The 12,396-nt window shown below is 72.7% G+C and carries 11 protein-coding genes; 8 read left to right on the top strand and 3 right to left on the bottom strand.

The window, feature by feature from the left end:
* Positions 1-30: 30 nt before the first annotated feature.
* Positions 31-2,307 (top strand): NACHT domain-containing protein, encoded by a 2,277-nt coding sequence (locus ACFO3J_RS09280; protein WP_386427975.1) that lies wholly within the window; start codon positions 31-33, stop codon positions 2,305-2,307.
* A 65-nt stretch (positions 2,308-2,372) separates the two neighbouring features.
* On the opposite strand, the gene ACFO3J_RS09275 is transcribed toward ACFO3J_RS09280, so the two are convergent.
* On the bottom strand, positions 2,373-3,647 hold the full coding sequence (locus ACFO3J_RS09275; RefSeq protein ID WP_386427973.1) for a S53 family peptidase: 1,275 nt from the start codon (positions 3,645-3,647) through the stop codon (positions 2,373-2,375).
* A 544-nt stretch (positions 3,648-4,191) separates the two neighbouring features.
* Between ACFO3J_RS09275 and ACFO3J_RS09270 the strand changes: the two genes are divergently transcribed.
* The 6 genes from ACFO3J_RS09270 to ACFO3J_RS09245 all read left to right on the top strand — a co-directional run bounded on the left by ACFO3J_RS09270 (position 4,192) and on the right by ACFO3J_RS09245 (position 9,565).
* Positions 4,192-5,367, top strand: a complete 1,176-nt coding sequence (locus tag ACFO3J_RS09270; protein ID WP_386427972.1) for an ABC transporter substrate-binding protein — start codon at positions 4,192-4,194, stop codon at positions 5,365-5,367.
* A 29-nt stretch (positions 5,368-5,396) separates the two neighbouring features.
* Entirely contained in the window at positions 5,397-6,332 is a 936-nt protein-coding gene (locus tag ACFO3J_RS09265) for an ABC transporter permease (protein WP_386428292.1), read from the top strand.
* Positions 6,320-7,252, top strand: a complete 933-nt coding sequence (locus ACFO3J_RS09260) for an ABC transporter permease (RefSeq protein WP_386427970.1) — start codon at positions 6,320-6,322, stop codon at positions 7,250-7,252. Before ACFO3J_RS09265 ends, ACFO3J_RS09260 begins: the two co-directional genes overlap by 13 nt.
* The gene (locus ACFO3J_RS09255; RefSeq protein WP_386427969.1) at positions 7,249-8,334 is read left to right on the top strand and encodes an ABC transporter ATP-binding protein; all 1,086 of its coding nucleotides are present in this window, start codon (positions 7,249-7,251) and stop codon (positions 8,332-8,334) included. Before ACFO3J_RS09260 ends, ACFO3J_RS09255 begins: the two co-directional genes overlap by 4 nt.
* 106 nt (positions 8,335-8,440) lie before the next feature.
* The gene (locus ACFO3J_RS09250; RefSeq protein WP_386427968.1) at positions 8,441-9,121 is read left to right on the top strand and encodes an HAD family hydrolase; all 681 of its coding nucleotides are present in this window, start codon (positions 8,441-8,443) and stop codon (positions 9,119-9,121) included.
* Between the two features lie 123 nt (positions 9,122-9,244).
* Positions 9,245-9,565 carry a DMT family transporter gene (locus ACFO3J_RS09245; RefSeq protein ID WP_386427966.1) on the top strand — a complete coding sequence of 107 codons (321 nt, stop codon included), beginning with the start codon at positions 9,245-9,247 and terminating at the stop codon, positions 9,563-9,565.
* Positions 9,566-9,583: 18 nt separating this feature from the next.
* Here the strand turns inward: ACFO3J_RS09245 and ACFO3J_RS09240 are convergent, their stop codons facing one another.
* Positions 9,584-11,014: a pyridoxal phosphate-dependent decarboxylase family protein gene (locus ACFO3J_RS09240; protein WP_386427965.1), complete on the bottom strand. Its 1,431-nt coding sequence runs from the start codon at positions 11,012-11,014 to the stop codon at positions 9,584-9,586.
* Positions 11,015-11,112: 98 nt separating this feature from the next.
* Positions 11,113-11,544 (bottom strand): PPOX class F420-dependent oxidoreductase, encoded by a 432-nt coding sequence (locus ACFO3J_RS09235; RefSeq protein WP_386428290.1) that lies wholly within the window; start codon positions 11,542-11,544, stop codon positions 11,113-11,115.
* A gap of 2 nt (positions 11,545-11,546) precedes the next feature.
* Here ACFO3J_RS09235 and ACFO3J_RS09230 point away from each other — a divergent pair, with 2 nt between their 5' ends.
* The gene (locus ACFO3J_RS09230) at positions 11,547-12,380 is read left to right on the top strand and encodes an aldo/keto reductase (RefSeq protein WP_386427963.1); all 834 of its coding nucleotides are present in this window, start codon (positions 11,547-11,549) and stop codon (positions 12,378-12,380) included.
* The last annotated feature ends 16 nt before the right edge of the window (positions 12,381-12,396 follow it).

Below are 12,396 nucleotides of genomic sequence, written 5' to 3'. Positions count from 1 at the left end.
ACCGGGAAGTTCCTGGGGTCATCATCAGGTATGGATGCCAGGGGGGTCCTGCGGCGACTGCTGGGCACGCTCGGACTGCTGATCCTGGCGGCGGCCGTCCTCGCGCTGGCCTTCTTCCTGCGCGCGCAGGGTCTGGACCGCTCGACGCAGTGGGTCGGGGTCGGCGGCGGCCTGCTCGCGGTGGCCGCCGTCGTCCAGAAACCGGCGCTGGGGCTGGCGGACTGGCTGCGGCACGGCGGCAGCCGCCAGCCGATGGAGCTGGAAGCCGTCGTCGAGGCGCTCGCGAAGGGCCTGGCGCGGCAGTGGAGCCTGGAGGACGAGCGGCACCGGGCCAGTCATCCGCGCGCGCTGCCGGTCCGCTGGTCGGTGTCCGGCGAGGCGGAGCTGGCCATGGCCGGGGTGGGCTGGGACGACCTCGGGGCCCGCGGCCGTACGGTCCGGGCGCCGTCGCTGGCCGGTGAGTACGACACCATCTACGACACCTTCACCCAGCGGCTGCCCCGCCAGCGGCTGATCGTGCTGGGCCGGGGCGGTGGCGGCAAGAGCTCGCTGGCCCGGCGGCTGGCCCGCGACATGCTCCAGATGCGCGCCGGGCAGGGGCGGGTGCCGGTGCTGCTGTCCCTCGCGTCCTGGGACCCCGAGGAGGACCTGGCCCGCTGGGTCGCCCGGCAGCTGGTCCGCTCCCACCCGAAACTGGAACGGCTGTCGCTCCCCCCGCTCGGCGGCGGCCCGCCGGTCCAGCTGTCCACGGCGCTGGTCCGGTCCGACCGCCTGCTGCTCGTCCTCGACGGCTTCGACGAGATACCGGAGCCGTCCAGGGAGGCCGCGCTGGAGAAGATCGCCGAACTGGGCGACGAGGTCCCGGTGGTGATGACGAGCCGCACCGACGAGTACCGGCAGGCCGTCCAGGCCTACGGCGGCGGGCTGCCGCGGGCGGCGGTGGTCGAGCTGTCCCCAGTGGACGGGCCCGCCATCAAGAGCTATCTGACCGCGACCACGGCCGTACTGCCGCCGGGCCGCTGGGACACCGTCTTCGACCTGCTGGACCGGGCAGGCGGCAGCGCGGTGACCCAGACGCTCCAGATCCCGCTGATGATCTGGCTGGCCTGCGTCGTCTACCGCCATCCGCGCTCGACACCGGGCGAACTCGCCGACCCGGCCGCCTTCGCGGACTCCGGCGCGATCGAGCGCCATCTGCTGGACAACCTGGTGACCGCGGCCTATCCCCGTTCCGGGCCGCGCGACGCCTACCGGGTCCGGCGGGCCCAGAGCCGGCTGATCTTCCTGGCCGGGTGGCTGAAGGACCGCGGCACCACCGATCTGGCCTGGTGGCAGCTGCCCACCGCCGCCCGGGGGACGCTGCCCCGGCTGGCCACCGGCTTCCCGGTGGGGCTGGCGGCCGGGGTCCCCGCCGCGGTCATCCTCGGCACCATGACCGGATTCCGGACCGGGGCCGCCGCGGGCGCGGCCCTCACCGTCCTGGCCACCGTCCGCGCCTTCTCCCCTGCCGTGGTCCACTTCGGGCGGCGGCTGCCCGGCCCGATCATCGGACGGGTCGTCGCCCTCGCCACCGGGCTCGGCGCCGGCCTGCCCCTCGTCCTGCGCGGGCAGCTGGCGGCCGGTGTGGCGCAGGGCACGTCCGTGGGGATGCTGGCCGGCCTGGCCGCGGGCTTCGTCGTGCACGAGGGGCGGTCGTCGCCGACCCGGGCGACGGTCCGGGTGCAGGGCCATCTGCTGCGCATCCTGCACCGCATGGTCGTCGGCCTGCTGATCGGCCTGGTCTTCGGCGGCGCCCTCGGTGTGTCGCTCGGCCTGACGGCCGACCCCGCGACCGGGCTGACCTTCGCGCTGCTGGCGGTGGCCATGGGGCTGGCCATGGGCGTGGTGGACAGCCTGCACGTCTGGATCGACAACGAGGCCGACATCTCGCGGGCCGTGAGCCCCAAGACGGTGCTGCGCGACGACCGCGCCGCGGCGCTGCTGCGCGCCCTGGCGGCGGGGCCGCTGGTGGCCGCGGGGGCCGGTCTGACCGCGGCCTTCGCCTACGGCCCCGCCACCGGCCTCGGCCTCGGCTGCGCGATGGCCTTCGCCTTCATCACCACCGACCGCATGATCGGTGTGTCCGGCACCGCCTGGGGCGCCTTCGTCCTGGTCAGAAGCTGGCTCGCGCTGAGCGGCCGTCTCCCCTGGCGGCTGATGGCCTTCCTCGACGACGCCCACGAGCGCGGCATCCTGCGCCAGTCCGGCCCGCTCCACCAGTTCCGCCACGCCAGTCTCCAGCAGCGCCTGGCGGCCCGGCGCCCGTGACGCCGCCGGCCCCGGTGGGGCGGAGCGGAGGAGATCCGCCCCGCCCCACCGGGACGTCGGGACGGTCAGCCGGTGAAGGCGGTGGTGCCGATCGGCGTGCCGAGGCCGGTCGGGCCGTCGTAGCCGGCCTTGCCGGTGCACAGGTAGGAGCCGGAGCAGCTCCCGTTGGAGCCGGTGGTCACGTCGTTGAGGGCGGTCTTGTGGGCGTAGGGGAAGGAGGCCGGGTACGAGCCGGCGGACGGCGTGCCGGCCACCGCGTAGACGCCGGCGATGAGCGGGGACGCGACGCTCGTGCCGCCGAAGGTGTACCAGCCGGCCGTGACCCCGTAGGAGTCGTAGACCGCGACGCCGGTGGCCGGGTCGGCGACCGCCGAGACGTCGGAGATGGTCCGCCTGGCGCAGCCGGTGTCGGTCTGCCAGGTGGGCTTGGCGTCGTAGGCCGAGCAGCCCGAGCCGGTGCCCTCGGTGCTGGAGGTGGACCAGACCGACTCGGTCCAGCCGCGGGCGTTGGTCGACTTGCTGAGGGCGGTGCCGCCGACCGAGGTCACGTACTTCGAGGCCGCCGGGTACTCGGCGCCGTAGCCGGCGTCACCCGCGCTGACGGTGATCGCGACGCCCGGGTGGTTGAAGTACGACGAGTCGTAGCTGGTGTCGGAGGAGGACTCCGAGCCGCCGTAGCTGTTGGAGACGAACTTCGCGCCGAGGGTGACGGCCTCGTTCACCGACTTGCCGAGGTTGGCCATGGTCGGCGAGGTGGCCTCGACCAGCAGGATGTTGCACTTGGGGCAGATGGCGCTGGCCATGTCCAGGTCGAGGGAGATCTCCTCGGCCCAGCCGCTGTCGGCGGTCGGCAGGGAGGTGGTCGAGCCGGTCTGGCTCACCTTCTTGAAGCAGCCGTTGGCGACGGTGCAGGCCGTCAGGCCGTAGTACGTGCGGTACTTGGCCAGGTCGGCCGCGGCGTTGGGGTCGTCGTACGCGTCGACGATCGCGATCGTCTCACCGGCGCCGTTGGCGGCCGAGGCGGCGGTCAGGCCGTAGGCGGCGCGCAGATCGGTGGGGCCGTAACCGGTCGGCGTGGCGGCGTTGGCCGAGGCGGGCGTCACGGTGGCGGTCCTGGCGGCGTGCACGGTGCCGCTGGTGACACGGAGGGCCTTACAGGCCATGTCGCCGGCCCTGGCGGGAATCGCGCAGGCCCGCTGGGTGTGGACGGGCTGCGCCGCCCCGGCCGGCTGCTGGGCCTGGGCGGTCGGCGCGATGACGAGAGCGGTCGCGGCGAGTCCGGCGACGGCTATCAGGGGTAGACCGGCACGACGTATCGCCGGGGTGAGGGAGATGCGCAACGTACTGCCTCCTGTGGTGGGTTACCGGGGGGCGTGCGGATGCGGAAGTGCCGCTGGTGCCGGGTGAGGCTCCAGTGAAACCGACAAGACCCTAGTGATGACGCGAGCACGTCAACAACGCGTTTGGGTGATTCTGTACGCCAGCTTTGCCTTGCGGCTTCTCGCGTTGGGCAAGTCGTTGTCAAGAAATGACCCCGCCGGCCGCATGGAATCCACCGCGCCTTCGGCGGGCGCGGCCAACGGCCGTGGCCCGGCGCCCGGTTCGCCCGGCACTGGGGGAAACCGGGCGGTTCCCGGATTGGCGGTAGCTACGAATCAGGGGCATGTCAACCGCCCGGACAGCGTCCGCCACGAAGGATCGGACGTTCTTGCGTCAGGCCCCAGGGATAGGTCGCCCGTTCACCTTCCGCTCACCGGACTCCCGCCTACTTGGCCAAGTTGTACAGGCAACTATTTCTTGTGCAGCCAACCCAAGCCGTACAGCCACCCCACAAGGCGTACCGGCGGGCCTGCATTCCTCCCGTCGTCCTTCAGGAGAACATCCGTGACACTCCATCGCGCCCGCGCGGCCACCCTCGCCGCGGGCATCGCCGCCGCCACGCTCTGTCTGTCCGCCTGCGGCTCCGCCTCCAGCTCGTCGCCCAGCAACGCCGCCGCCACCGGCTCCGCCGGTACGACCGTGAACAAGAGCACCGCGGCCTCCGCCGCCGACTTCGGCGGCATGGACGCCCTGGTCGCGGCCGCCAAGAAGGAGGGCACGCTCAACGCGATCGCGCTGCCCCCGGACTGGGCCAACTACGGCAGCATCATCAAGGGCTTCGAGAAGAAGTACGGCATCAAGGTCGCCGACGAGAACCCCGACGGCGCCAGCCAGGACGAGGTGAACGCGATCACCTCCCGCAAGGGCCAGGGCCGCGCCCCCGACGTCGTCGACCTGGGCAACTCCTTCGCGCTCAGCGCGGCGTCGCAGGGCATCCTCGCGCCGTACAAGGTGGCCACCTGGGCCGACATCCCGGACAACCAGAAGGACGCCACCGGGCTGCGCTACGACGACTACGGCGGCTACGTCTCCATCGGCTGCGACGCCAAGCGCGTCAAGGAGTGCCCGACGACCTTCGCCGACCTGCTCAAGCCCGAGTACAAGGGCCAGGTGGCCATGAACGGCGACCCGACCAAGTCGGGCTCCGCCTTCGGCGGGGTGTACGCCGCCGCGCTGGCCAACGGCGGTTCGCTGGACAACATCCAGCCCGGCCTGGACTTCTTCGGCAAGCTGAAGAAGAGCGGCAACTTCAACCCGGTGCAGTCCACCCCGGCGACCGTCGAAAAGGGCGAGACCCCGATCAGCATCGACTGGGACTACCTCAACGCCGGCTACGCCAGCGAGTTCCAGACCAAGGGCCTGGACTGGAAGGTCAGCATCCCGGCCGACGGCCAGTACGCGCAGTACTACAGCCAGGCCATCAACAAGTGGGCGCCGCACCCGGCCGCCGCCCGCCTGTGGGAGGAGTACCTCTACAGCGCCGAGGGCCAGAACCTGTTCCTGCAGGGCTTCTCGCGTCCCGTCGAGATGGCCGCCATGCAGACGGCCGGAACGCTGGACTCCGCGGCTGCCGCCAAGCTCCCGCCGGTGACCGGTACCGCGACGTTCCCGACCCCCGCCCAGCTGGTAGCGGCCCAGAAGGCCGTCGCCGGAGGCTGGTCCAAGGCTGTCGGCGGCTGATCCCCGAGATGACCACGGCTTCCGCCGCGATGCCGTCCCCCGCCGCCGGCTCCTCGTTCGAGGAGACCGGCGGCACGGGGGCCGCTCCGCTGTCCGCCCCGAGCACGTCCGCCTCCCGCCCGCGGCCCCGCGCCACCGGATGGCTCGCCGTACTCCCGCTCCTGGTCTTCGTCGCCGTCGTCTTCGGACTGCCGACGTACGCCATCGCGGTGGGCGCGTTCAACACGGGTTCCACCGACCCGGCCGGCGCGCACTGGACCACGGCCAACATGACCCAGTCGGTCCAGGGTTCGTACGCCACCGCGCTGCTGGGCAGTGTCAAGCTGTCCGCGCTCACCGCCCTGCTCAGCGTGGTGTTCGGCCTGCCGCTGGCGCAGGCCGTCATCACCTCCCGCTTCCGCGCGCTGCGCGAGGCGGTGCTGGCCGCTTCCGGGGTGCTCGCCAACTTCGGCGGCGTACCCCTTGCCTTCGCCTTCGTGGCCACCCTGGGCAACGCCGGCGAGCTGACCGAGCGGCTCGACCTGACGAAGCACGGCTGGAGCCTCTACAACTTCAACGGGCTGACCATCGTCTACCTGTACTTCCTGGTGCCGCTGATGGTGCTCACCATCACCCCGGCGCTGGAGGGACTGCGCACCCAGTGGCGGGAGGCCGCCCACAACGGCGGCGCGACCGCCTGGCAGTACTGGTTCCATGTCGCTCGCCCCATCCTGACCCCCTCGCTGATGGGCAGCTTCGTGCTGCTGTTCGGCAGCGCCTTCGCGGCGTACGCCACCGCCGCCGCGATGGTCGGCAGCTCCGTACCGCTGATCACCCTGCAGATCGCCAACACGCTGTCCGGCAACGTACTGGTCGGACAGGGCAACGTGGCCCTGGCACTCAGCCTGGACATGATCATCATCGCCTGCGTGGTGATGGCCGCCTACATACCCCTGCAGCGAAGGACCGCACGATGGCTGCACTGACCGCCGCCCCGGCGCCCCAGACGTCCCCGACCGCACCGGCCGCGCGGAAGCGGCGGCCCCGGCCGCGGGTGTGGCGCGGCCTGGTCGGGCTGCTGGCCGCGGTGTACTTCCTGGGACCGATGTTCTTCTCGGTGCTCTTCACTCTCGATGTGCCGGGCCAGGGCTTCACCCTCGACTCCTACAGCGGCATCTTCGGCACGGCCGGCTTCTGGCCGGGCATCCGGCTGACCATGGAGATGGCCGGCGCCACCATCGCCGGAGTGCTGCTCCTGCTGGTCCCGGCGCTGCTCGCGGTCCGGCTGACCGCTCCCCGGCTGCGGGTGGTGGTGGAGATCGTCTGCTCGCTGCCGCTGGTCGTGCCCGCGGTGGCGCTGACCGCCGGGATCAGCCAGGTGCTCAGCTGGGGGCCCGAGCACTTCGCCGACACCCCGCTGTTCCAGACCTTCAACACGATCCAGAACCCGAGTTTCCCGCTGGTGCTGGTGCTCGCCTATGTGCTGATGGCGCTACCGCTGGCCTACCGCACGCTGGACGCCGGACTGCGGGCCGTCGACGTGCCCACCCTCGTGGAGGCCGCCCGCAACTGCGGTGCCGGCTGGCCGCGGGCCGTCGTCCAGGTGGTGCTGCCCAATATGCGCGGGGCGCTGCTGAACACCGCGTTCCTCACCCTGGCCCTGGTGCTGGGCGAATACACCGTGTCCTCCATCCTCGGCTACACGCCGTTCGCCGTCTGGATCGTCTCCATCGGCGACAGCGAGGCGCAGACCTCGGTGGCCGTCTCGGTGATCAGCCTGGTGCTCACCTGGGGGCTGCTGCTGGTGCTCGCCGCCGTCGGCCGTGGGCCTTCCTTCCGCTCGTCCCGCTCGAACCGCCGCCGCGGTCCCGCCGCGGCGGCTCCGGCCGCTCAGGAGATCTCGTGACCGCCACCGCGACAGAACCCGCCACCGCCCGCGAGGCGGGCGGGGCCACCATCGAATTCCGCGGGCTGCGGCGCTCCTTCGGCGCCGCTGTCGCGCTGGACGGACTCGACCTGACCGCCCACCCGGGCGAGCTGCTGGCGCTGCTGGGACCGTCGGGCTGCGGCAAGACCACCGCGCTGCGCATGCTGGCCGGCTTCGAGCACCCGGACTCGGGCCAGGTGCTGGTCGACGGCAAGGACGTCACCAGGATTCCGGCGCACCGCCGTGACGCGGGCATGGTCTTCCAGTCCTACAGCCTCTTCCCGCACCTCACCGCGCTGGACAACGTGTCCTTCGGGCCGCGGATGCGCGGCGTGGGGCAGGCGGAGCGGCGGGCCCGGGCCGCGGAACTGCTGGAGCTGGTCGGTCTGCCGCAGCTGGCCGACCGCTTCCCGCACCAGATGTCCGGCGGCCAGCAGCAGCGCATCGCGCTCGCCCGGGCGCTGGCGCTGCGGCCCCGGGTGCTGCTGCTGGACGAACCGCTGTCCGCGCTGGACGCGAAGGTACGGCTCAATCTCCGCGAGGAGATCCGCCGCCTCCAGCAGGAACTCGGCATCACCACGCTGTTCGTGACCCACGACCAGGAGGAGGCGCTGTCCATGGCCGACCGGGTGGCCGTGCTGCGCTCCGGCCGCCTGGAGCAGTGCGCCGCGCCGGAGGAGCTGTACGCGCGGCCGGCCACCGCCTTCGTCGCGGAGTTCGTGGGCACGATGAGTCGCATCCCGGCCACGCGGGCCGGGCAGGACGAGGTGGAGGTGCTCGGCCGCCGCCTGCCGGTGGACGGGGCGGTGCCCGCCGACGGCGAGCTCGACGTCCTGGTCCGCCCCGAGGCGCTGCGTATCGTCATCGACGGCGAGGGCGCCTCCCGGGTGGTCAACGCCGCTTTCCTCGGTGCGATCACCCGCCTCACCGTGCGGCTGGGCGACGGCACCGAGGTAAAGATCGATGTCCCGGGCCACGCCGCGTCGGGCTTCCCGGTCGGCTCGTCCGCCACCGTCTCGTTCCCCGAGCACCCGGTGCTGGTCGACCGCCGCGCCGCCTGACCCGTCCGCGCCCGCGCCGCCCGGCTCCGGCCGGGCGGCGCGGTCCGCTCCGCGCGCGCCCGACCGGGCCGCGCATCCGTCTCATCCCCCGTCGAGGATCCTCCCCATGCACCACACCAGCAGCCGTACCCGTCCCGCCGCCGTGCTGTTCGACATGGACGGCACGCTTGTCGATACCGAGGGGCTGTGGTGGTACGCCGCGGTGGAGGTCGCCGCGGGGCTGGGGCGATCGCTCACCGACGCCGATCTGCCCGATGTGCTCGGCCGGCCGATCGGCCACACCGCCGAGTATCTGCGGCGCACCACGGGCTCGGACCGCGACCCGCGGGATCTGGCGGCGGACCTGGAGCGGGCGTTCGGGGACCGGGTGGCGGCCGAGGTGCGGCCCCGCCCCGGCGTCCTGCGGCTGCTCGCCGAGCTGGTGGCGGCCGAGGTGCCGATCGCGCTGGTGTCCGCCTCGCCGCGCCGGATCGTCGACCTGGTGCTCCGGGCGCTCGGCACGCACTGGTTCACGGTGACGGTGGCGGCCGAGGACACCGCGGTGACCAAGCCGGCGCCCGACCCCTACGCGGCGGCCGCAGCGGGGCTGCGCGCCCGGCCGGACAGCTGCGTCGCGGTGGAGGACAGCCCCGTCGGGATCGCCTCCGCGCGTGCGGCGGGCTGCGCCGTGCTGGCGATCCCCTCGGCCGTGCCGATCGCCCCCTCCCCCGGCGTCACCGTGGTGGCCAGCCTGGAGGACGTCGATCTGGCCGTGCTGAGCGCGCTGGTGGAAACGGCCCGGCTCTGACCGCTCCCGGCCCGCGTCCCGCACCGGGCGGGACGCGTCCGCACCCCGTACACCGCCGGGCCGACCGATCCCACGGCTTCACCAGCCCGACAGCTCATCCGAAAGACACCGCGGAGGCCGCAGATGCCCTACCTGTTGCTCGCCCTGGCCATCATCTCCGAGGTGTGCGCCACGACCTGCCTCAAGCTCACCGACGGCTTCAGCCGCCTGCTGCCGACCATCGGCGTGGCGGGGGCGTACATCCTGTCGTTCGCCCTGCTGGGGCGGGCGCTGAAGGACATCCCGGTGTCCTTCGCCTACGCCGTCTGGTCGGGGGCCGGCACCGCGGCGGTGGCCGCCATCGGGGCGGTGGCCTTCGGCGAGTCGCTCGGCAAGCCGCAGTGGGTGGGGATCGCCCTGATCATCCTGGGCGTGGTGGTCCTCAACCTGCACCGGGCCCCCTGACCGGGGCGGCCTCCCGGTTCACAACCGCGCGGCCTCGGCGGTTATCAGCTCGACGACCTCGTCCACGCGGTCGCGGTGCGTGCGGTGGACGACGACGCAGACACGGATGGTCTGCCGGCCGTCGACCGCGGTGCTGGACAGCAGCACCCGCGGGTTGGCGTTGATACGCGCCAGCAGTTCGCGGGTGGCCAGGTCTGCCTCGGCCGCGGCCTCCGCGCCGCCGTCGCGCGGGCGGACCCGGAAGGCCACCGTGCTCAGGTCGGGGCGCCAGGGGACTTCCAGCGCCGGGACGGCGGCCAGCTTGCCGTGGACCTCCTCGGCGAGGTCCAGCTTCTCGTCGAGGGCTTCCCGGAAGGCGGCCACTCCGTGCAGGTGGAGCGGCAGCCAGGCGCGCAGGCCGCGGACCTCGTGGGTGAGTTCCGGCCCCATGTGGGCGTAGTTGGGCAGTCCGCCGGCCGAACCGACGTCCTGGAGGTAGTCCCCGGTGCCTTCGTGCGCGGCGTACAGCTTGGCGGGATCACGGACGACCAGTGCTCCGGTGCCGAAGGGCAGGAACAGCGTCTTGTGCGGGTCGAGCGTGACGGAGTCGGCGCGTTCGGTTCCGGCGAGCTGCTCGCGACCGCGCTCGGTGAGCCGGAAGAAGCCGCCGTAGGCCGCGTCGACATGGAACCAGAGGTGCTCGCGTTCGGCGAGGTCCGCCAGCGCGGGCAGCGGGTCGACAGTGCCGGTGTCGGTGGTGCCGGCCGATCCGACCAGCAGGAAGGGGCGCAGGCCGGCCTGCCGGTCGGCCCGGATCATCGCCGCCGCTGCCTCGACGTCCATCCGCAGATCCTCGGTGCAGGCCACCGTGCGGATGTTGCGCTGCCTTATCCCGGCGAGCCGGGCCGCCTTGGCCACCGAGTGGTGGGCGTAGGCGGTGACATAGACGGTGCCGGCTTCGAGGTCCTCCCCGAGGTGGTCGTGGCGGGCCGCTATCAGCGCGGAGAAGGTGGCCATCGAGCCGCCGGTGGTCAGCAGGCCGCCGCTGCCCTCGGGGAGCCCGCACACATCCTGGGCGATCCAGCGCAGCACGCTCTCCTCCAGGGCGGTCAGCGCCGGGGCGCCCATGGCGAGGCTGCCGTAGCGGTTGATACCGCGGGCGTAGAACTCGGCGAGCGCGGAGGTGTAGAGCCCGCCGCCGGGAACGTAGGCCAGATAGCCGGGGCCCGCCGTCTCGAGGGCGCAGTCGGCGGCGGCGTCGAGGCGGTCGAGCAGGGCCTTGAGGTCCCCCGGCCCTTCCGGCGGCGGCGCCAGGAAGGCGGCCACCAGGTCGGCGGTCACCGCGGCGTCGGTGGTGTTGCCGGTGGGACGGTCCGGCAGCCGTTCGACGAAGTCCACGACCCGGTCGAGGACCAGACCGCCCATCTCGGACATGGCGGAGCGGTCGGGCTCCAGGGGGAAGTCGTTCACAATTCACATAATTACATATCGGTCATCCGGGACAGCGGCGGCCTCGGTCACCTCCTCCCGCCCGCCGCGGTCACCTCCCCACCCGCCGCGGGTCCGATTCAGCTGGGCTGGCTGCTGTCCTTCAGCGTGCCCCAGCCGTGCCAGCGGTCGACCTCGATCCGCGCGCTGATCCGGCGGCGGTCGCGCTGTGCGTACGGCCTGCCGCGGTAGTGCAGGGACAGCCGGTCGCTGTCGACGAGATCGACGTCCTCGCGGATCTCGGTGACGCGGCCGATGATGCTGATGTGGGTGTACCAGTCCGCCTCGTCGAGCACGGTGAGCGTCACCCGGGGGTCGTCGCGCAGGTGCTCCAGCCGCTTGCGGCGCTCGTCCATGGTGAGCAGCACCCGTCCGTCCTCCTCCCAGAGGTCCGCCCGCCGTGGCCCACCGGTCGGACGACCCGGCCGCGTCGGAGCACGTCGGACGGGCGGCCGGCTGCGAGCATGGGCGCTGGATCGGCCACGCGGATGTGCCGAGGACTGGGAAGGCAGCGATGACGACGACTCGGACGGTGACACTTCCCTCCGGTGCGCGGGTGCCCGCGCTGGGACAGGGCACCTGGCACATGGCGGAGGACCCGGCACGGCGCTCCGAGGAGATCACCGCGCTGCGGCGGGGCCTGGACCTGGGGCTGACCTTGATCGACACCGCCGAGGTCTACGGAAGCGGCGCCACCGAGGAACTGGTCGGTGAGGCGATCCGCGGCCGGCGCGACGAGGTGTTCCTGGTGAGCAAGGTCTCGCCCCGGCACGCCGACCGGCGGGGCGCCGTCAAGGCCTGCCGGGCGAGTCTGCGCCGGCTGGGCACCGACCGGATCGATCTCTACCTGCTGCACTGGCGCGGCAGTATCCCGCTCCCCGAGACCGTCCAGGCGCTGGAATCCCTGGTGGCCGAGGGCAGTATCGGCTCATGGGGGGTGAGCAACCTGGATGTCGCCGACCTGGCCGAACTGCCCGAAGGCGCCCGCCCGCAGACCGATCAGGTGCTCTACAACCTCGCCCGGCGCGGCCGCGAGTACGACCTGATTCCCCGGTGCAGGGAGCTCTCCGTCCCGATCATGGCCTACTCCCCCGTGGAGCAGGGGCGGTTGCTGGCCCACCCCGCGCTGCGGGCGGTGGCATCCGCCCACGGGAGGTCACCCGCCCAGGTGGCGCTCGCCTGGGTGCTGCGCACGGACGATGTGATCGCGATCCCCAAGGCGTCCACCCCGGCCCATGTCGAGGACAACGGCGCCGCGCTCGACCTGCGCCTGACGGACGACGATCTCCGCGCGCTGGACGAGGCCTTCCCGCCGCCGGGCCGCAAACACCACCTCGACTCGCTGTGACCGCCGGCGCGTGACC

The sequence above is a fragment of the Streptomyces polygonati genome, from assembly GCF_042650325.1.
Taxonomy (GTDB): domain Bacteria; phylum Actinomycetota; class Actinomycetes; order Streptomycetales; family Streptomycetaceae; genus Actinacidiphila; species Actinacidiphila polygonati.
This window is presented reverse-complemented; position numbering and strand designations above follow the sequence as displayed.